The organism is Anabaenopsis tanganyikae CS-531 (genome assembly GCF_029891675.1).
Taxonomy (GTDB): domain Bacteria; phylum Cyanobacteriota; class Cyanobacteriia; order Cyanobacteriales; family Nostocaceae; genus Anabaenopsis; species Anabaenopsis arnoldii.
The window spans coordinates 1-18,967 of record NZ_JANQDF010000135.1; the positions used below are offsets into that span (position 1 = coordinate 1).

The 18,967-nt window shown below is 42.4% G+C and carries 19 protein-coding genes, 1 tRNA gene and 1 pseudogene; 11 read left to right on the forward strand and 10 right to left on the reverse strand.

The window, feature by feature from the left end:
• The first annotated feature begins 258 nt into the window (after positions 1–258).
• The gene (gene aroB / locus NWP22_RS13165) at positions 259–1,350 is read left to right on the forward strand and encodes a 3-dehydroquinate synthase (protein ID WP_271732792.1); all 1,092 of its coding nucleotides are present in this window, start codon (positions 259–261) and stop codon (positions 1,348–1,350) included.
• Between the two features lie 2 nt (positions 1,351–1,352).
• Here aroB and NWP22_RS13170 read toward each other — a convergent pair whose 3' ends face one another.
• On the reverse strand, positions 1,353–2,282 hold the full coding sequence (locus NWP22_RS13170; RefSeq protein WP_271732794.1) for a 1-aminocyclopropane-1-carboxylate deaminase/D-cysteine desulfhydrase: 930 nt from the start codon (positions 2,280–2,282) through the stop codon (positions 1,353–1,355).
• A 94-nt stretch (positions 2,283–2,376) separates the two neighbouring features.
• Here NWP22_RS13170 and purT point away from each other — a divergent pair, with 94 nt between their 5' ends.
• Together purT and NWP22_RS13180 are read left to right on the forward strand one after the other, a co-directional pair.
• Positions 2,377–3,546 carry a formate-dependent phosphoribosylglycinamide formyltransferase gene (gene purT / locus NWP22_RS13175; protein ID WP_271732796.1) on the forward strand — a complete coding sequence of 390 codons (1,170 nt, stop codon included), beginning with the start codon at positions 2,377–2,379 and terminating at the stop codon, positions 3,544–3,546.
• Positions 3,547–3,619: 73 nt separating this feature from the next.
• On the forward strand, positions 3,620–4,705 hold the full coding sequence (locus tag NWP22_RS13180; protein ID WP_280801983.1) for a DUF1176 domain-containing protein: 1,086 nt from the start codon (positions 3,620–3,622) through the stop codon (positions 4,703–4,705).
• On the opposite strand, the gene crtH is transcribed toward NWP22_RS13180, so the two are convergent.
• Complete coding sequence (gene crtH / locus NWP22_RS13185; protein WP_280801984.1) at positions 4,688–6,205, reverse strand: carotenoid isomerase; 1,518 nt, start codon at positions 6,203–6,205, stop codon at positions 4,688–4,690. The two genes, NWP22_RS13180 and crtH, sit on opposite strands and share 18 nt — an antisense overlap.
• A gap of 295 nt (positions 6,206–6,500) precedes the next feature.
• On the opposite strand from crtH, the gene upp reads away from it, so the two are divergent.
• From upp to NWP22_RS13200, 3 genes are all read left to right on the forward strand, one after another.
• Positions 6,501–7,151: a uracil phosphoribosyltransferase gene (upp, locus tag NWP22_RS13190; protein ID WP_271732824.1), complete on the forward strand. Its 651-nt coding sequence runs from the start codon at positions 6,501–6,503 to the stop codon at positions 7,149–7,151.
• 40 nt (positions 7,152–7,191) lie between these two features.
• The gene (locus tag NWP22_RS13195) at positions 7,192–7,542 is read left to right on the forward strand and encodes a ssl2009 family thylakoid membrane protein (protein WP_271732801.1); all 351 of its coding nucleotides are present in this window, start codon (positions 7,192–7,194) and stop codon (positions 7,540–7,542) included.
• A gap of 117 nt (positions 7,543–7,659) precedes the next feature.
• The gene (locus tag NWP22_RS13200) at positions 7,660–7,938 is read left to right on the forward strand and encodes a YggT family protein (RefSeq protein ID WP_271732804.1); all 279 of its coding nucleotides are present in this window, start codon (positions 7,660–7,662) and stop codon (positions 7,936–7,938) included.
• Between the two features lie 94 nt (positions 7,939–8,032).
• Here NWP22_RS13200 and NWP22_RS13205 read toward each other — a convergent pair whose 3' ends face one another.
• On the reverse strand, positions 8,033–8,461 hold the full coding sequence (locus NWP22_RS13205) for a biotin carboxylase (RefSeq protein ID WP_271732806.1): 429 nt from the start codon (positions 8,459–8,461) through the stop codon (positions 8,033–8,035).
• Positions 8,462–8,602: 141 nt separating this feature from the next.
• On the opposite strand from NWP22_RS13205, the gene NWP22_RS13210 reads away from it, so the two are divergent.
• The gene (locus NWP22_RS13210) at positions 8,603–9,214 is read left to right on the forward strand and encodes a hypothetical protein (RefSeq protein WP_271732807.1); all 612 of its coding nucleotides are present in this window, start codon (positions 8,603–8,605) and stop codon (positions 9,212–9,214) included.
• 2 nt (positions 9,215–9,216) lie between these two features.
• On the opposite strand, the gene NWP22_RS13215 is transcribed toward NWP22_RS13210, so the two are convergent.
• Positions 9,217–10,095, reverse strand: a complete 879-nt coding sequence (locus NWP22_RS13215; RefSeq protein ID WP_271732809.1) for a shikimate dehydrogenase — start codon at positions 10,093–10,095, stop codon at positions 9,217–9,219.
• 71 nt (positions 10,096–10,166) lie between these two features.
• Here NWP22_RS13215 and NWP22_RS13220 point away from each other — a divergent pair, with 71 nt between their 5' ends.
• Entirely contained in the window at positions 10,167–11,105 is a 939-nt protein-coding gene (locus NWP22_RS13220; RefSeq protein ID WP_271732811.1) for an alpha/beta fold hydrolase, read from the forward strand.
• Positions 11,106–11,548: 443 nt separating this feature from the next.
• On the opposite strand, the gene trxA is transcribed toward NWP22_RS13220, so the two are convergent.
• The 4 genes from trxA to NWP22_RS13240 all read right to left on the reverse strand — a co-directional run bounded on the left by trxA (position 11,549) and on the right by NWP22_RS13240 (position 14,692).
• Positions 11,549–11,878, reverse strand: coding sequence for a thioredoxin (trxA, locus tag NWP22_RS13225; RefSeq protein ID WP_271732813.1), 330 nt, complete (start codon positions 11,876–11,878; stop codon positions 11,549–11,551).
• A gap of 285 nt (positions 11,879–12,163) precedes the next feature.
• Entirely contained in the window at positions 12,164–13,711 is a 1,548-nt protein-coding gene (locus tag NWP22_RS13230; RefSeq protein ID WP_271732815.1) for a mercuric reductase, read from the reverse strand.
• Between the two features lie 31 nt (positions 13,712–13,742).
• Complete coding sequence (locus NWP22_RS13235) at positions 13,743–14,489, reverse strand: TVP38/TMEM64 family protein (RefSeq protein WP_271732817.1); 747 nt, start codon at positions 14,487–14,489, stop codon at positions 13,743–13,745.
• Between the two features lie 129 nt (positions 14,490–14,618).
• Positions 14,619–14,692: transfer RNA gene (locus NWP22_RS13240), tRNA-Arg, on the reverse strand.
• 474 nt (positions 14,693–15,166) lie between these two features.
• Here NWP22_RS13240 and NWP22_RS13245 point away from each other — a divergent pair.
• From NWP22_RS13245 to cutA, 3 genes are all read left to right on the forward strand, one after another.
• Entirely contained in the window at positions 15,167–15,466 is a 300-nt protein-coding gene (locus NWP22_RS13245) for a hypothetical protein (RefSeq protein ID WP_271732819.1), read from the forward strand.
• A 165-nt stretch (positions 15,467–15,631) separates the two neighbouring features.
• Complete coding sequence (locus NWP22_RS13250) at positions 15,632–16,624, forward strand: helix-turn-helix domain-containing protein (protein WP_271732825.1); 993 nt, start codon at positions 15,632–15,634, stop codon at positions 16,622–16,624.
• A gap of 5 nt (positions 16,625–16,629) precedes the next feature.
• Positions 16,630–16,959: a divalent-cation tolerance protein CutA gene (gene cutA / locus NWP22_RS13255; protein WP_271732821.1), complete on the forward strand. Its 330-nt coding sequence runs from the start codon at positions 16,630–16,632 to the stop codon at positions 16,957–16,959.
• Positions 16,960–17,184: 225 nt separating this feature from the next.
• On the opposite strand, the gene NWP22_RS13260 is transcribed toward cutA, so the two are convergent.
• Together NWP22_RS13260 and NWP22_RS13265 are read right to left on the reverse strand one after the other, a co-directional pair.
• Positions 17,185–18,132 carry an ADP-ribosylglycohydrolase family protein gene (locus NWP22_RS13260; RefSeq protein ID WP_271732822.1) on the reverse strand — a complete coding sequence of 316 codons (948 nt, stop codon included), beginning with the start codon at positions 18,130–18,132 and terminating at the stop codon, positions 17,185–17,187.
• Positions 18,133–18,624: 492 nt separating this feature from the next.
• Positions 18,625–18,967 (reverse strand): annotated as a pseudogene (locus NWP22_RS13265) (photosystem II q(b) protein); the annotation flags it as partial.

Below are 18,967 nucleotides of genomic sequence, written 5' to 3' on the forward strand. Positions count from 1 at the left end.
AAGGCTTACCGTATAAGGGAAATAATGTTGGTTATTGAAGAAAATGCCTGAATATTCCTTCTTAATCTCTGTTCGGTGTGTTCCCTGTTCCCTGTTCCCTCGAACCAGTTGTTAAATTAGCATAACAAGTACGGTAGAGCCTAATTTCCTTCATATTTATGGCCGCCATAGCTGCCGTGTTTGCTCAATGTCCATCTCAAATATCCCATCCAAATTACGATAGAATACACCGCACGCTCGCTTATTTGACTTTGGGTAATGACCTCTGTAATTAACGTAAATCTACCGCAGCAATCTTACGAGATTGCCATAGCTCCATCAAGCTTAGATGAATTAGGTCAGAAAATGTCCACACTGAACCTAGGTAAAAAAGTCTTAGTTGTTTCTAATCCCAGCATTTTTAAACATTACGGTGAGAAAACAGTAAAATCTCTCACATTAGCTGGTTATGAAGTAGCCAGTTACAACCTCCCACCAGGTGAACGTTACAAGACCCTCAACTCCATTGAAAAACTTTATGATGTTGCCTTAGAAAACCGCCTAGAACGGTCTTCAACCATGGTAGCCCTAGGTGGGGGGGTGATTGGAGATATGACAGGATTTGCTGCCGCCACATGGCTGCGAGGTATTAATGTCATACAAGTACCCACCACCCTGCTAGCAATGGTAGACTCAGCTATTGGTGGTAAAACCGGTGTAAATCATCCCCATGGCAAAAACTTAATTGGGGCTTTTCATCAACCGCGATTAGTATTAATTAGTCCAGAAACCCTCAAAACTCTGCCCATGAGGGAATTTCGCGCTGGGATGGCGGAAGTAATTAAATACGGTGTCATTTGGGATGCAGAATTATTTACCCAGATGGAAGGGACTAAACACCTGAATCAACTCCGCTATATGAAGCCGGAATTTATAGAATACATATTAACTCGTTCTTGTCAAGCAAAAGCTGATGTTGTCGCCAAGGATGAAAAAGAAGGGGGACTCAGAGCAATTCTCAACTATGGACATACCATTGGTCATGCGGTGGAAAGCCTGACAAACTATCGTTTACTCAAACATGGTGAAGCTGTGGCTATTGGTATGGTAGCAGCTGGACAGATTGCCCTAGAACTAGGTATGTGGACAGCTGAAGATAGTAAACGGCAAAATGCACTAATTGAAAAAGCCGGTTTACCAACTCGACTACCACCGGGTTTAGACATTGAGGCGATTATTGATACACTACAACTAGATAAGAAGGTCAGGGACGGTAAAGTTAGGTTTGTCTTACCTACCCAAATGGGTGTGGTGACAGTTACCGATGAAGTACCCACAGAAACTATCCGGAGGGTGTTGCAAAGTATGTAGGGTTACCCACCTTTAAGGCGCTGTTCCATACCAATATTGCCTTGCAAGCCCCCTGTGTGTAAAAGTAAGATGCGATCGCCCCTTGGAAACACTCCCTGTTGGAGTAAATTCATCACACCATAGAACATTTTGGCAGTATATACGTAATCAAGTTGGATGTGGTGTGAGTTTTGAAATTCCTGACTAAACATGAGGAGATGATCATTAACCTTTGCATAACCACCAAAGTGATAATCATAGATTAATTCCCAACCTGTGGGGGAGTAACTTGGTGCGGGTAGTCCAGAGTCGAGATACTTCTGGATCAGGTTATGGATTTCCTGAGCCAGAAATTCTGCATTTTTGAGGACAGGAAAACCAATTACGCGTTGTTCTGGATTCAGGGAAAGTACAATACCCGCTAGGGTTGTACCTGTCCCGCAAGCCAAGCAGATAGTATCAAATGCGTCTGCGTAACCCACTATCTCCATACAACCGCGTACCCCGTTTAAATTGCTACCACCCTCAGGAATAATAAATATGTCACCAAAAGCTTGTTTTAACTCCCCGTGTAATTGTATGCTGTGGTTGTTTCGGTAACTCTCACGATTCAGGTATACTAGCTGCATACCTTGCTGTACAGCAAAACTCAAAGTAGGGTTGAGTGGTAAACTTTCATGTCCGCGAATCACCCCGATAGTACGGAAGCCAAAGAGATTACCAGCGGCGGATGTAGCAAATATATGGTTAGAATAAGCACCACCAAATGTGAGAATAGTTGAGTAATTTTGTTGATGGGCTTCCCGGAGGTTATATTTTAATTTAAACCATTTGTTACCGTTAACCAATTGGTGCATAGAATCCAGACGTAGTACAGATAAATCTACACCAGCACTTCGGGTAATCTCATTTTCTATTTTCTGAGTTAAAGGGGGAAAAAAAGGTAAGGACATGGATAAAATTTGACTCAAAGACGCAAAAAGCAAAAAATCACCCAGACATTGATTTCTGGTTGTATAAAACTATTAAATTAAGGTTAATAAATTCATGCATAATTCAACTAAGCTACCACAAAAGTTAATGCTCCTGGGTGCAGGAGAATTGGGAAAAGAATTTGTAATTGCAGCGCAAAGGTTAGGTAATTATGTAATTGCTGTTGACCGTTATCTTAATGCCCCAGCCATGCAGGTAGCTGACTGCTATGAAGTCATTTCTATGCTGAGTGCTGATGAATTAGAAACTGTTGTACAAAAGCATCAACCTGATTTTATTGTACCAGAAATTGAGGCAATTAGAACAGAGAAATTAGTCGAGTTTGAAAAACGCGGAATTACAGTTATACCCACAGCAGTGGCAACTAACTATACCATGAACCGAGATAGGATTAGGGAACTAGCACATCAAGAGTTAGGAATTAGAACTGCTAAATATGGCTATGGTTCTACCTTAGAAGAATTGATTGGTGTTGCTGATCAAATTGGGTTTCCCAATGTTGTTAAACCTGTAATGTCCTCTTCCGGTAAAGGTCAATCTGTTGTCAAGAATCAGGAGGAAGTTGCAGCAGCTTGGAATTATGCGATCGCCAATTCTAGGGGAGATAGTCAAAAGGTAATTGTAGAGGAATTTATCAACTTTGAAATAGAGATCACCCTACTTACTATTAAACAGTGGAATGCACCGACAATTTTTTGTGCTCCCATTGGTCATCGTCAAGAAAGAGGGGATTATCAAGAATCTTGGCAACCTGCTGGTATTCCTGAAGACCAGATATTAGCAGCTCAAGCAATAGCCAAGAAGGTTACCGACGCATTAGGGGGAGCGGGAATATTTGGCGTAGAGTTCTTCATCACCCAAGAAGAGGTAATTTTTTCGGAACTTTCTCCCCGCCCCCATGATACAGGAATGGTAACATTAATCTCCCAAAATTTGAACGAATTTGAATTACATTTACGAGCTATTTTAGGCTTACCAATTCCCCATATAGAACAGTTGGGATCTGCGGCTAGTGCGGTGATTTTAGCTGATAAACACTCAGATACAGTCGCCTTTACTGGTGTAGCTGAAGCTTTGTCAGTACCCAATGTAGATATTAGACTATTTGGCAAACCTAACGCCCATCCTTATCGACGTATGGGGGTGGCTTTGGCTCAGGGTAATAACATTTTAGAGGCGCGGGAGAAGGCTAAAAAAGCAGCTAGTCAGGTGAAAATTATTTAATTTTATGAGTGGATACCCACCCAGAAGATCACTGTAAAGCCTTGAATAGTCTCAAATACCAAGTATATATCCCATGGACACACCCCCGCTAATTGTCTTTGTAACTACCATGATTACCTGTGGTCTAATCTCCTGCGTGTCGCCAAAAACCGACACTACTAATAGTGTAAGTTCTCCAGAGTTGCAAACGGATAACTCATCTGTGATTACTAACAACCGTAAACCCAGTTCAGAAACCATCCTGAATGAAGTTATTAACCGTCAGAAAAGTTTACAGGTTTGCAATTTTGAGTTTAACCCAGAAACAGCACGGGAATTCTCAGAAGTCTATATTGGGGAAAATCATCAGCACTTAGTACAGCTACTTTGTTATATGGCTGCTTATCAAGGTGCATTTGCTTTCGTGAAAGTAGATACATCCGGGACAGAAATCAAAATTCAGCCCATGGGGTTAGAAATAGCTGGATTTCCCACCTATGATCCTAAAACTAAGATTCTCTCCAATAGTTACAAGTACATTGGTGCTGGTACTTGTATTCAAGAAACTCAATATTATTGGAATGGGGAAGAACTCAGATTAATTAGTTCACAGAACATAGATCAAATTCCTAACGGTTGTCAGGACTTGGGAGTATTGACCCCTTCAGAAAGTCAGGTAATCACTAACAAGAATATTGGGGTTGCTAAATTGGGTATGACATTAGGGGAACTCAAGGAGATTTTAGGTGAGGGTGCAACATTTGAACCAGTTTCTCTGGGGGTTGATCAAGGGGAAGGAATTAAAGTTAGTCAAGATGGTAGGGTAGAGTATCTGTTAGGTTTTGCTGATGGTGACGTGAAAACAGCTAACTCTCGAATTACCATGATTACGGTTGAAAACCCTAATTACAGAACAAAGGAAGGAGTAGGTCCGGGTACTCCACTCAAAGCAGCAGTTGCAACCTACGGACCGGTGACCCTATCCTACAACTTGAATAATGAGGCACGAGAGTATATTAAATTTGCGCGGGGACTGGGTGCTGATGCGGGGGTAGTCATCAGGTCAAATCAGTGGACAATTACAGAATACGCTGGTATGTATACTGATACTCAAGCTGAATTCAACCAAACCCAAAACTACCATGACCATGCAGCTATTGGCTCAATTACCATTAGATAAACCTAAGTCTACAGCTATGCGATGAGCGCAAGCAAAACCAGAAAAGGCGACGGCGTTTAACCCTTGACCGGGAAAGGTACTGTCACCGACACAATAAAGTCCGGGAATGGCTGTACGATTAAATGGCATATTTAATAGTCCCGGTAATTTCCGCCGGGGAATTGGCCCATAGGTTCCATCTTCACGCCCTAAAAAGCGTTGATGGGTGCGGGGTGTACCTACTTCTAGATAATCTAAGCCAGCATCTAATCCAGGGAAAATCTTTTCTAGTCGGTCGATGATTTGCCAAGCTGCAGCTTCTTTTTTGGCCTCATACTCACTTGCAGACATTTCTCGCCAATCCTCAATCGATTGGGGTGTGAAGGCATGAATAATATGATAGCCCTCTGGTGCCAATTTTGGATCTAGTAATGTGGGGATGGAAACGAAAAGTGTCCCTGCTGGTGCTGTCATGTTCTCCCAGTCTTCCAGAATTATATGATGGCACTCTGTGCTATGAGGCAATACTGCTGCGGCTACTCCTATATGTAAACTCAAAAAGCTGGGGGATTTTTTATAGGTTTGTTGCCATTTTTTTTCATTAGCCGGTATTTTCCCTACAGGTAGTAATTTAGTAAAAGTGTCCCAACGTGTGGCATTAGAAACTATCCGTCGAGCATGATAAACTTGACCACTAGCCAATTGTACACCAACGGCTTTTCCTTTTTCTAGGAGAATCTTTGTAACTCTGGCTTGGTACTTAATCTGACCTCCGGCTTTTTCTAAACCTTCTACCAATTTTTGGGCAATTTGTCCTACCCCACCTTGGGGATAGTTAACCCCTCCATAGTGTCTATCAGCAAATACCATCGCCGCATTAATCATGGGGGTCATGTCAGCTTTGACTACGGACCAGCAATAACACTCTATGTCAATAAATTGCAATAATTGGGGATCTTTAATATAGCGTCGCGCCACATCTCCTACATTTTGAGGGAGATATTTAACTAAACTAAGACAGGCCAAAGGATGCTGCAAAAATGTCCGCAGCAAATACCGAGGTTCTTCTAATGACAGCAAATCTATGGTATTGAGACAGTTAAATACTTTCCAGCACTCGTCATAAAAGCGACGAATACCTATTTCTTCATGGGGAAAATAGGCAATAAGATGTTGCAAAAAATTATCATAAGTTCGCTCGACTTTGATGTCTAAGCTGGGTAAGTGATAGTGAATCTGTACAGGATCAGTGATTGTTTCTTGACTGACGTTCACAGCGTCTAAAGCGCGGGTGAGTAAGTTGGTAGTACCTTTTTCGCCAAATCCGAAAATCATTGACGCCCCAACGTCAAATCGATAACCCTGGCGATCAAAGTAACCCGAACTACCCCCTGGAATCAAATAACTTTCTAGTACCAGCACTTGAGCGCCTTTGGCTGCTAACTGGGTTGCGGTTACTAAACCACCAATTCCAGAGCCAATGATGATCACATCCAATGTCGGATTTAGGGATGGAGACATAGGGGCAGATATGCAATAAAATTAACTAATTATTTAGTATTTTATATCACTTTTGATTCTTCGGGTATGGAAATAAAAAGAGGGACAAGCCCGCTACCGCTGGCTAATCCCGTCTGCCGATCCTTAAAGAGAGGAGAACACTAATTAGTAATATAACTTTGATTGAGAATATCTGTCAAGTATTATTGAAAATTACTTTCAATAAATTCGGCAGTGTTGATTTTAGCTGTCAGTGGGATACTTGAGGGAGTATGATGGTGTTTCAGATCAAGAAGAAAATTGCCCTATTCCGGCTATGACGGTACAACTGCGCGTTTATGTCCCCCCCCATCCTCTGATTAAGCATTGGTTGGCGGTTGCTCGAGATGCTTCCACTCCTTCGGTGTTGTTTCGTAGTGCTATAGTTGAGTTGGGGAGATGGTTAACTTACGAAGCGGCTAGAGAGTGGTTACCGACCCTGGAAACTGTGGTGCACAGTCCTTTAGATTCGTCTCCAGCTACTTTGATTAACCCAGAAGTCCCCGTGGCGGTTGTGCCGATTCTCCGGGCGGGTCTAGGTTTACTTGAAGGTGCTCAATCTCTGTTACCTTTGGCTTCGGTTTATCATTTAGGTTTGGTTCGTAATGAGGAAACTCTCGAACCGGTCTGTTATTTGAATAAGTTACCTGAAAAATTTCACCCGGAAACTAGGGTATTAATCACAGACCCAATGTTGGCGACGGGTGGGTCAATTATGTTTGCTATGTCGGAATTAGTACAACGTGGGGTTGACCCAAGTTTGACTAGAATCGTTTCTGTAGTAGCCGCACCGCCAGCTTTACAAAAGCTTAGTGCTGAATATCCTGGTTTAAATATTTATACTGCCACCATTGATGAGATAGTCAATGACCGGGGGTATATTGTACCGGGGTTAGGGGATGCAGGCGATCGCATCTTTGGCACATAAGCTAGTATGCAGCTAGGGAAGTTCTTGAAGGCGGTAATATATGAGTCAACGTGATGGTTTTGGTAGTGGTTTTGTAGCAGGGACAATTTTTGGTAGTATAGTTGGTGGTATTATTGGGGCTGTGATTGTTTCCCGACAAACTGAGGAATTGACAGCAGAATCAGCAGAACTGACTAATGGCCAACTCAAAACTAAAAAAGTATCGCCAAAACAACGCCAAATGTTCGTCTCAGATGATGAAGCTATGGAAATGGAAACAGCCAGGCGATCGCTAGAAGATAAAATTGCCCAGCTAAATGCCACAATTGACGAGGTAAGACAGCAGTTAGGAAATGTCAATGGCGGTTCCACCCAGTCAGTCAATGACCGCTCCCTCACCCCAGATTCTTAAAGTGATTGATATTTGGCTATAGTAGTTAATGCGGCAAACCGCACACTTCATGACATGGACTCAAGTAAAATCAATAATAAGACGGTTTTTGACACTTAGCAGGAAAATAACTTATCCATGAACTTACTTTTTACTACTTTGGCAACCTTTGTCAGCTTCTATAGCTACTTGCTAATTATCCGAGTGCTTTTAACTTGGTTCCCCACAATCAACTGGTACAATCAGCCTTTTGCGGCTTTAGCCCAAATCAGCGATCCTTACCTGAATCTTTTCCGCTCAATTATTCCTCCATTGGGCGGTATGGATTTCTCCCCTATCTTAGCCTTCTTAGCACTGAGTTTTATTGGTGGCTTACTAAGAAACCTAACCGCCCTTTCATTTGCACAGCCTTTTTAGCAAAAATACCAACTAAATATAAACTTTTGTAGAGACGCTCCTTTCCAATCGTCTCTACATTGCTTCTTGGGCGATTATTATTAATTCTTAATAATTATTGCCGAACTTGTCTGCTAAATCCAGAGGCTTTAAACTGTTTGAGCTGCAAGGGTTCCGGTTGATTCGCGGCTACAGAAATCCTGATGGCAAAATCACTAATACCCGGCGGAACTTCGGGGATAGAACCCAGACGAGTGCGGTTCTGCATGACTGGGTTATTGTTGGCATCATAAATGCGTCCAAATATATCTGCATCATATACTGTTTTATAAGTAGCGTTTTCTGCCTTACCAGTGACAATAAAGCAATTAGCTGCCGCACTACCACTGCTGATTACCGATCCTGCTGCCAATTCTGCCGGACAGTCTTGATAAGATATATCAAATAGTTTCACCTGTGTTAGAGCTATAGCTGGAGGTGTAAATACCCACAATTGCAAGAGAGTCAGGAAAGATATAACAATGACATTAATTCGTGTTCTCATATTTAAGTTTGGTGTCATCGAACTTAACTAAAATTTGTACCGCAGCCGGCAATTTTGTCTAGATTAACTTAGCTGAACTTAATGAGTTGGAGACAGAAAAGGTAATAATTGGGTAAATAAACCCACAGTTGCTATCAACTTATGACTCCAGATGAGATTGAAACAGCCTTGCAAGCAGCTTTTAACAGTTGTGATACAGCTGGTTGTCCTCTCACTGATATGCAGAAGCAGATATTACTGCGAGTGGTGGAGGAAATTCCGGGAGACCCTAACTTGAAGATATCAGATATGGGTAACCCCTTAGATGAACTTTCTACAGAAGAATTGACAGCTTTTTTACGGTTTGTTAAGAACCAAGAACAGGAAAACTGTAGTTGGAAGGTACAATTACTCAATGATTGGCTAAATGATCATAATTCGGGAAATGTCCAATTTATTCGCCAACGCTACGGTTTAGGTTGGCTTAATCGTGTCCAATCATATCATTTTAATAAGTATTCTGAGGCTGGGGATACACTCAAGTTGAGAGTAGGCGATCGCATTGAAATTGCCAATGGATTATGGGAATGGGTCAAGGACGATGGTCCGTGTCAGCGTCAATGGTTTTCCTGTATTGTCCTCCAAATCGATGAAATTAATGATTCTGAGGGTTCATCTATTACTTGTGTAGTTCGCCTCTACAATGGTGCTGAGTACCAAATTCCAGGTATATATACATGGAATCGCCATAATTGGCGCTGGCCAGAAAAATAACTCTATCTAACGAGGTAATTTTGCACTGCTTGGCGCATCACATCCACAGGTACAGTATCCCGCTGTAACCAGATTTTTAATGCTGCTACACCTTGTTGGACAAGCATTTCTAAACCATCAATGACAATTGCGCCCTGTTTTTGGGCTTGTTGTAGAAATTGTGTAGGCTGAGGAATATATATTAAATCGTAAGCGATCGCACCCGGGGATAAATTTTGCACATCTTCTTGACTCACAGGTGACTGATTCACGTGGGGATACATACCCACAGGGGTAGTATTTACTAGCAAATTAGCTTCAGGAATTAGCTTTCCTAGGTCTTCCCAGAGATGAATTTGCAATTTTGCTGCTAGGGGTGAATTTCCCCAACTTTTGCGGAACTCAGCTAATTTGTGCATATTCCGCCCCACCACATGAATTTGCGCCAACCCTAGCTGCTGACAACCAGCTACAACCGCCCTAGCTGCTCCACCATGGCCTAAAATGACCGCTGTTTTCTGGCTCCAGTCTTGCTGATAGGTTGTCTGTAAAGGAGCAATAAAACCTTCTATATCCGTGTTTGTACCTACCCAACCCTGATTTTGACGGCTAACGGTATTGACTGCGCCTATAACTTGGGCAATGGGGGAAATTTCTGATAATAAAGGCATAATTGCCTGTTTGTGAGGGATGGTAACGCTAAAACCCACAACATCCATAGCAGCCAAACCCGCTATGGCTAACTCTAAATTTTCTGGTTTAATTGGTAAAGGCAGATAAATATAATCTAGTCCTAATTCAGCGATCGCCGCATTATGCAGCACTGGTGATAAGGAATGTTCTACCGGATACCCAATTACCCCTAGAAGTTGAGTTTTACCTGTAATTACTACTTTATTCATTGGTCATTAGTCACCAGACTGGTGGGGAATACAATTAAATTATTAACAGCTACTTAATATTTCCTTATATCATGCAACTAACCACAGCTTCCTCTACAAATCCCATTCCTGGTCAATATTGGCAGTGGCGGGGTCATAATATATACTACGTCCACAGGGGAGAAAAACAACCCCAACGTCCACCCTTGCTGTTAGTCCATGGTTTTGGCGCATCCACAGATCACTGGCGCAAGAATATCACAGGACTGTATCTAGATTTTGAAGTATTTGCCATTGATCTGTTAGGGTTTGGGCGTTCAGCAAAACCGAAACTCCAGTACAGCGGTGATTTATGGCGCGACCAACTGGCTGATTTTATCAGTGAAGTTATTGGTCAGAAGACCATACTAGCAGGTAACTCCCTGGGTGGGTATGCTTGTTTGTGTGTAGCAGCACAATGTCCTGATCTTGCGGCCGGTTTAGTCTTACTCAACAGTGCTGGACCGTTTAGCGAAAACCCATCTATTTCTGAACCCGAAGCATTACAATCACAAATTCAACCCCCTAAACAACCTTCTGGGTTACAAAAACTCTTAGGTGATTCCGTGAAGTGGACTTTTAAACAACGTTTCGCTCAGTTGCTGTTATTTGAATATGTACGACAACGTTGGGTAATTCGCCGCACCTTAAAAAAAGTTTATCTTGACCACAGTGCAGTCACAGACCAATTAGTAACAGAAATTGCCCGACCTGCTTATGATCCCGGTGCTTTAGATGTATTTGTTTCCGTTTTTAGCACCCCCCAAGGGGAAAAAGTTGATGTGCTGTTAAAACAGTTAACTTGTTCCCTGTTATTATTGTGGGGAGAAGCTGACCCCTGGATGAATGCCAGAGAACGTTCCCAGAAGTTTCGTCAATACTATCCCCAACTAACAGAACATTTTCTGAATGCAGGTCATTGTCCCCATGACGAAGTACCAGAACAGGTCAACCAGCTTTTACGGGATTGGGTGGAATTAAAAAAAGATTAGAACAACGAAAAGCGGTTAAAAATCTAATCCTTAGATTTTTAACCGGTATTTCTGGGTTTACAGGTTTCCAATTCTTGAAGTTAATTATTTGAGAGGTAAAAATAAGGTTTACAGAGCATCTAGCAATATCAGCAATATGATCTAGCTACAAGAGCAACATCATGTTTATCGGCACTTGCTTTTGATTTGCTGATATTCACTTGGGTCTATGACGGGGGGACACACAGTCATTTACCCTGGTTTCTTGTTTATATTGCGTCCTCATGTTGAAAATACCACTAACTTGATGATATTCAAACCTAAATTTACGAAACTTGATATTTTGTTCTGGTTAATCATCAATCATCCTCACTCCCACAAGTGACATGAGGTTTACACAGAGATCACAAATTTAAAATCCACACACACAGCCGACTCACGCCAGTGTTACCAACCTTAAATTATCATGTTTGAATGTGCTGCTCTAAAGTTTCAATTAAGGTAGGTTTTAGTACCGCACCCACAACTATATCAACTTGTCTTCCCCCCTTAAATACCATTAGCGTCGGAATAGTGCGAATACCGTAATGACTAGCAACGGTGGGATTTTGATCAGTGTTTAACTTCGCCACTTTTATCAGTCCCGCGTATTCCCCAGCAATCGCATCTACAACCGGAGACACCATCCGACAAGGACCACACCAAGGAGCCCAAAAGTCCACTAAGACTGGAATTTCACTTTCCAGTACTTCTTTTTTAAATGTGGCTTCTGTGACATTGACAATGGATGACATAATTGCCTCCTGATTAATTCATTGATTTGATTTTGTCGAATAAAGAAAATATAGGGCATTTAAAAAAATGATGCAATTACAAAAACCTTATAATTAACTCAAGATGTTAAAATATAGGTTTGTATATTTAATTGTCAACTAGGCTACTACTCCCTGCTAATTAGGTATTTAAAGATATGTACTCACATCAAATTACCAAAATCCAGCATTAACGCAGTAGTTCAATAGCAAAATTATTCAACACTTATGGCTATTTTATCAATGGGCGATAGTGCCACCACAGAATTAGGAAAATCTTGTTAGCCATCGTAAGAATTGTTTTGATGTTGGTGTCAATAATGTACGGCGATAAGTATCAGCCGCTTTTTTAATAGCTTCTGCTTGAGTTGGGTAGGGATGAATTACATTAGACAGACCATTTAAACCAATTTTATTGACCATGGCGGTGGTTACTTCACTGATGGTTTCCCCTGCATGACGAGAAACAATTGTTGCTCCTAAAATTCTATCATAACCCCTCTGGTGATGAATTTTAACAAAACCATCCTCTTCACCATCTGCGATCGCCCGGTCTACACTACTAAAAGGAATCTTAATAGTATTAATCTTCATACCTTGTTCTTGAGCCTCCTGTTCATACATTCCCACATGAGCAATTTCTGGGTCAGTATAAGTTACCCAAGGGATGACTAAATTACTAAGTTTGTATCTTCCTAAACCAAAAGGTGAAAACAAAGTATTTTTAATCACAATTCGAGCCGCCGCATCAGCTGCGTGAGTAAACTTCCACTTCATACAGATATCACCAGCAGCATAAATTTTGGGGTTAGTGGTTTGTAAATAGTCATTAACCTTCACTCCCTGGCGGTGATTGTATTCCACTCCCACTGCTTCTAAATTTAAACCTTCAACATTAGGAACGCGTCCTGTAGCAACTAAAATCTCATCCACTGTGATTGACATCGGCGAGCCGTTGCTGAGAAAATATATCACTTTTCCCTCAATACTCTTCTCAATATGATCTATTTGGCTATTTAAAAGCAAGTGTATTTTTTCTTGGATAAAACAGTTTTGCAGAATTTCTGCCGCTTCGGGATCTTCCCTGTTTAAGATGTGGGAACCCTGATGAAATAAGCTCACTTGAGATCCTAGACGCTGGAAAGCCTGAGCCAATTCACAACCAATCGGTCCACCGCCAATCACAGCCAAGCGTTTGGGGAGTTCAGTTAGTGAAAATACCGTTTCATTAGTGAGAAAACCAGCCGCTTCCAGTCCCTTAATTGGGGGTCGCATAGCTCTAGCACCTGTAGCAATCACAGCTTTTTTAAAGCGGATTTTTTGGCTATCAACCTCAATAATATTATCACTGGCAAAACGACCGGTTCCCAAGAAAACATCAACCCCAAGGTTGCGAAAGCGAGTCGCAGAATCATGATGACTGATACCTGCTCTCACCTTTCGCATCCTTTCCATAACTTGAGGAAAATCAACTTTGATGTCTTCAGGGGTATTAATACCAAAACCTTGCGCCCCGGAAATTTCACCAATTACACGAGAAGACCGGATCATACATTTTGAGGGAATACAACCAAAATTTAAACAGTCTCCCCCCATCAAATGCTTTTCAATTAAAGCGACTTTTAATCCCAAGTCTAGACCTACAGATCCTGCTGCTACAACTAATCCAGCCGTACCAGCACCAATTACAACCAAGTCGTAACAATCAACAGGTTGAGGATTGACCCAATGGGGCGGATGAACGTAAGAAACTAGTTTCTGATTATGCTCATCCGTGGGTAGGATAGTTACTTTTGGCAATGGTAAATTTGACATTATTTACTCCTCGCTTACCACATCAAGACTGTTAATGTAAAACTTCATTTTCTAAAGCCTTGCGAGCAACTTTAGTAATATATACTGTCACAGTAACCGTGGCTATGAAGCCAAGAATCCGAATTAACCACTGTAAACCGGGGTTATCAGGTTGAGATGCGGTACCAATGGCGGCCAGATTACCAGCCAAGGAACCGACGTAAACATACATAATTGTTCCGGGAATCATACCCATAGATCCGAGAATGTAATCTTTGAGGCTAACTCCGGTAACACCATAGGCGTAGTTCAGAAGATTGAAGGGGAATACAGGAGAGAGTCGGGTCAACAAAACAATTTTCAATCCTTCTCTACCAACAGCCTCGTCAACAGCCCGGAATTTTTGATTACCTGCTATTTTTTTAGCCACCCAACCCCTGGCTAAATAACGTCCAACTAAAAAAGCGGCTGTGGCTCCTATAGTTGCACCAATGAAGACGTAGATCGAACCCATAACCAGACCAAACACAACACCAGCACCAAGAGTCAGGATTGACCCTGGCAAGAAGGCGACCGTGGCAATAATATAAAGTAGGATAAATGCTAATGCTCCCACAGCACCAATACCATCTATCCACTGTAAAGCATTTCGCAAGAACATTTGGGGATCGAAGCCAGCAGCATTTTGGGCAGATTCCTCCCCCCAAGCGGGTTCAGCCACAAGTACGGCAGTAAGGCCAAATAATATGAGTATCAAAAAAACAATACTATAAGGCTTTTCCAAGTTTTTATTGATCATTTTCAAAACCCAGTCGTTTGACTTCAGCCCAACGGTACTAAAGACACGATTTCTGCTTGCTTGAGCCGCAGCAATATCGGGATTTGTTGTGTATCCACATTCATGAGTAGAATGTATTGCCTAAATGAACAGGCGCGGCAGGACTCGAACCTGCGACAGTCCGCTTAGAAGGCGGATACTCTATCCAACTGAGTTACGCGCCCAAGCTAGCATAGTAGCTTCTTAAGAAATCACTTTCGTGATTGTATCATCATCTAGTACCAAAAAGCAAATGAAAATTGTGGATGCCAAAAAAAACGCTTTGATCTGGCCAGAAACCCCAAGCATGCGGTGGAGAAGGGTTGACAATCACAGATGTGGAAATTTTCTTTGGTTCAGCAGATCAAATACAGTGGGCTTATAGCCACAGACAGAGCAAGCCCTACTGACTCCTACTTCATTGGTGAAAAGATTTTTGAAGTCTTGGCTTACTTGGGTGTCAGTGTTTTATGCTGGAAGGATTGGCGTCGCCTGCAAATACTCACTCAATATTGGGGATCCACTTGCCACTAGTATATTTTCTTATTTCTTGGGAGGGCTAATTTTCCGTTACACAGAAATAATTATAGACCAAAAACCAGATGTGTCGATTATTGATGTGTTGTTTTATCCTGACTTATATTTCCCTTGACGTAAGGATGATTTTAGGTTTGGCTTCCCAAGGTATAAATTTAGAAAAATTGCAGTTGCTCATTGTCTTAGCCATTGCAAGGTTTGCTACCTTGTTAGTAGTATGGTGGATTTCTATGGAACAGACAGCACCCTTAAAGCCTCTAGTTGGTAGCTTCAATTGGTTTGAGGTACTCGACGATGTGGTTTTATTAATTATTATTGCCCCAGGGAAGGCTAATGGCCTTTTTGACCGGAAAATCCGCCAAATATTGGAGAATGGTTGCACAGGACGCTTTTTGGATCTACATTGCAGATATATGGTTTAAGTATGCTCAAGGGTCAAACTATCAAAGTGGAGAGATACTAGAAATGTTTTGGATATTTAGTGGAGTGTTATGTCCTATGGGCTTTGTCCTACAAGATAACCCATCCTTTAGCCGAACTCCGCAGGAGCGCGGTCGCAAACGAGCTTAGAAAATTTGGTGTCTACCGTGAGAAAATTAACAGAGCCTGACAAACGAGAAATTCTCAAGTTATATCGAGAAAGTGCCGAAACAACATCAACTTTGGCGGAACGTTATGGTGTAAGTAACTCGACAATTAGTCGCCTACTCAAAAGCACCTTACCCGAAGATGAATATGAATATCTGGTTTCTCTCAAACGTGCAGCCAGGACTCCTGAAGGTCGGGCGCAGGTAAGTTACACCCAGTTACCTTTCTTAACTCAACCAGAGCCGGAGCCAGATCTGCCCAGCCAGGAAAAAGCCATCCCTCGCTTGAGATTACCAGATATCTCCCCGCAAAAACCGGTGATCGAAGAACACCAACCGCAGGAAGAGGAGGATCTCAGCCCCTCTATAAGACGAGTCCGTCGGCGTTCTTCGGCAGAAGAGAAACCAAAGTTACGTACAGCAAAGCGATTAGAAATAGTCGAACCCCAGCCCGCTGAACTGGCCGGTATTCCTGCTCCCCTCTTAAAGGAAGAACATCCTCAAGCAAGTGTTATTTCCCACATGCTAGTCGAGGATTTGCTAGATGAGTCAGAGGATTTGTCAGATTTAGAGGATGATTTAGACGAGGACGACTACGAGGACGACTACGAGGAGGAGGAGGAATATCTAGAGGATTCAATGCCTTTAGTTACAAGACGAAGGGTGAATGAGCTAGCGGTGCAAGTCTTGCCATTTTCCGCAGCACAGTTGCCGAAAAGTTGTTATTTGGTAATTGATAGATGCTCGGAGTTAATTACCCGACCACTGAAGGATTTCGGCGACTTGGGACAAATTCCTAACTTAGAAACCTTGCAAAGAACTTTGCCAGTATTTGATAACCATCGAGTCGCAAAGCGCTTCTCTACCAAGCGCGATCGCGTAATTAAAGTTCCCGATAGTAAAGTACTACATAAGGCTAGTACTCATCTTCAAGCCAAGGGGATTACGCGACTGTTGATTGATGGTCAGGTGTACTCTCTGTCTATGGTCTAAAATTTATGGAGATACCTGCTCATTATGGTGTAGTACTGGTGACAACTGCCAACAAGCAGGAGGCAGAAACAATTGCTAATGCCCTTGTAGAAGCTCAACTGGCTGCCTGTGTCAGTCTGTTGCCAATCCATTCTATTTACTCTTGGGAAGGAGAAATATACAAAGAGTACGAGTGGCAGTTGCTGATTAAAACTGATTTGGCCCTATTTTCCAGTTTGGAAGCCAAAATTCGGGAACTCCACTCTTACGAAGTCTCAGAAATCATAGCTTTACCTATTGTTGCCGGTTCGCAAGCCTACTTGCAATGGATTTCTCAACAGCTTAAATCCTACTAGCAGCTCACCCGTAAATTGCCCAAAAGTACCGCGGCCACTTGGCTTTAGGCGTGGAGAGTGTGAACGTAATACTGCTGTAAATATCCACCATAAAACTAGCGGTGATGCTAGGAATTAATCTTAGCCGAATCAGTGGAGGTTGTTTAAGTCAGCCTGAGAAAGTTCGTTTATGGACTCTTCGGAAATCCCCGGTTTATAAAACCGGGGTTGAAAAATACAAAAAATCTAAATCTGAGTATCGATAGCTTTGGCAAAGCGCTCTGCCAAGTTAATAATGTCCTGTTTGCGGGCGATTTTATTGATCCATTCCTGGGGAATATTTTCCAGTCCGTAGTATATCCCTGCTAACCCCCCAGTCACAGCGGCAGTAGTGTCTGTATCTTTACCCAAGTTGACAGCTGTCAGTACGGCTTCGGCGTAAGAGGAGGTATTTAGCAAACACCACAGGGATGATTCCAGGGTGTCAATTACGTAGCCTCCAGAATTAATCTCTTCAACTGGTATCTGGGCTATTTCACCACTGAATATTCTGCGAAAATGAGGTTTCTCTAAAATGTATTCACGGTCGGAATACAGTGATTGGATTTTTGCTAATCCTTGTAAATAAGCTGTTTCCGGTTTAGCCCCTTCTAGTAACGCTACGGCAATACTAACATAAATACCGCAGGACATTTGCGATCGCAGATGACCATGGGTAATGGCAGAGACATCATGGACTCTAGCAATCAATTCGGGGAAAGTTAGGTGACGATAACAATAAGCCATGGGTAAAATTCTCATCAAAGAACCATTACCATTGCTATGTTCTAGCCTCCCTCCTGCTTGGTGAGGTACAACACCCTGCTTCAGGCGCATAATTGCTTCATGGGTAGTCATACCAATATCAAACAATTCACCGCGAGCAGTCCAATAAGCTTGTTTATACCAGCGCCAAAAGGAATTAGCTATAGTATCTAAGGAATAACCCCGACACAGGCTTTCTGCCAAGCAAAATGTTAAAGAACTATCATCTGACCAGGTTCCGGGTGGTTGCTCCCATGTACCATAGCCTAACATCGTTGTCACTGGAGATTTAATTCTTTCGGCACGGCTAGTAAACTCCACAGGTACACCCAACGCATCACCGACACATAAACCCATCAAACCAGACAACGTTTTTGCAGCGGTTAGCATGATTCACTCTCCATGAAAACTATCAAAACTTAACTTTTTGACACTCCCCGCTAACTGCAAAGTGGTGTAGCGGGAGATTCCTGCTTCATCCCCACTTAACTAGATGAGTGTTACCACTAACCCGCGTCAGTAGGAGTCAGCAAGCATTTTCTCACACCCTCTGCCCAACGGCATTAACACCACCATTTATGACTACCAAAGGAAGCAGCAACATCTCGATTTGTTGTGTACTCACGCTCAGGACAAGAATATATTCTCACATTTCCTTTTTATTTTCCGTCTGTGCACCACAATTAAGGCATATGGTGCGATTCGTTCTCTCGATCAGGAGCATTTATGCTCAGGGATGAGAGGGATGTACATGGCGAGGATTACCGGGTGATTTCCACCTTGGCAAACAGTTACATTACCAAACCAAAAGCGCCCATCCGGTAGGAAGAGCGCTTTAATCAAGCAGAGACAGTATTATTTAAATTTCTGAACCTGAATCTCTTAACCGTTGATTGCAGGAGCAGTCAAAGCAACAGGAGCAACTTCACCAGCAGCCAAGTCTAAGGGGAAGTTGTGAGCGTTACGCTCGTGCATTACTTCCATACCCAGGTTAGCGCGGTTGATCACATCAGCCCAGGTAGCGATGACGCGACCTTGAGAATCAATTACTGATTGGTTGAAGTTGAAACCGTTCAAGTTGAACGCCATGGTGCTTACACCCAAAGCGGTGAACCAGATACCGATTACAGGCCAAGCAGCTAAGAAGAAGTGTAGTGAACGGCTGTTGTTGAAGGAAGCGTATTGGAAGATTAAGCGACCGAAGTAACCGTGAGCAGCTACGATG

What these genes read in the sequence shown, in the direction of transcription:
- aroB (WP_271732792.1), top strand. Translation starts at nt 259, where the DNA reads ATGACCTCTGTAATTAACGTAAATCTACCGCAGCAATCTTACGAGATT.
- NWP22_RS13170 (WP_271732794.1), bottom strand. Translation starts at nt 2,282, where the DNA reads ATGTCCTTACCTTTTTTTCCCCCTTTAACTCAGAAAATAGAAAATGAG.
- purT (WP_271732796.1), top strand. Translation starts at nt 2,377, where the DNA reads ATGCATAATTCAACTAAGCTACCACAAAAGTTAATGCTCCTGGGTGCA.
- NWP22_RS13180 (WP_280801983.1), top strand. Translation starts at nt 3,620, where the DNA reads ATGGACACACCCCCGCTAATTGTCTTTGTAACTACCATGATTACCTGT.
- crtH (WP_280801984.1), bottom strand. Translation starts at nt 6,205, where the DNA reads ATGTCTCCATCCCTAAATCCGACATTGGATGTGATCATCATTGGCTCT.
- upp (WP_271732824.1), top strand. Translation starts at nt 6,501, where the DNA reads ATGACGGTACAACTGCGCGTTTATGTCCCCCCCCATCCTCTGATTAAG.
- NWP22_RS13195 (WP_271732801.1), top strand. Translation starts at nt 7,192, where the DNA reads ATGAGTCAACGTGATGGTTTTGGTAGTGGTTTTGTAGCAGGGACAATT.
- NWP22_RS13200 (WP_271732804.1), top strand. Translation starts at nt 7,660, where the DNA reads ATGAACTTACTTTTTACTACTTTGGCAACCTTTGTCAGCTTCTATAGC.
- NWP22_RS13205 (WP_271732806.1), bottom strand. Translation starts at nt 8,461, where the DNA reads ATGAGAACACGAATTAATGTCATTGTTATATCTTTCCTGACTCTCTTG.
- NWP22_RS13210 (WP_271732807.1), top strand. Translation starts at nt 8,603, where the DNA reads ATGACTCCAGATGAGATTGAAACAGCCTTGCAAGCAGCTTTTAACAGT.
- NWP22_RS13215 (WP_271732809.1), bottom strand. Translation starts at nt 10,095, where the DNA reads ATGAATAAAGTAGTAATTACAGGTAAAACTCAACTTCTAGGGGTAATT.
- NWP22_RS13220 (WP_271732811.1), top strand. Translation starts at nt 10,167, where the DNA reads ATGCAACTAACCACAGCTTCCTCTACAAATCCCATTCCTGGTCAATAT.
- trxA (WP_271732813.1), bottom strand. Translation starts at nt 11,878, where the DNA reads ATGTCATCCATTGTCAATGTCACAGAAGCCACATTTAAAAAAGAAGTA.
- NWP22_RS13230 (WP_271732815.1), bottom strand. Translation starts at nt 13,711, where the DNA reads ATGTCAAATTTACCATTGCCAAAAGTAACTATCCTACCCACGGATGAG.
- NWP22_RS13235 (WP_271732817.1), bottom strand. Translation starts at nt 14,489, where the DNA reads ATGATCAATAAAAACTTGGAAAAGCCTTATAGTATTGTTTTTTTGATA.
- NWP22_RS13245 (WP_271732819.1), top strand. Translation starts at nt 15,167, where the DNA reads ATGATTTTAGGTTTGGCTTCCCAAGGTATAAATTTAGAAAAATTGCAG.
- cutA (WP_271732821.1), top strand. Translation starts at nt 16,630, where the DNA reads ATGGAGATACCTGCTCATTATGGTGTAGTACTGGTGACAACTGCCAAC.
- NWP22_RS13260 (WP_271732822.1), bottom strand. Translation starts at nt 18,132, where the DNA reads ATGCTAACCGCTGCAAAAACGTTGTCTGGTTTGATGGGTTTATGTGTC.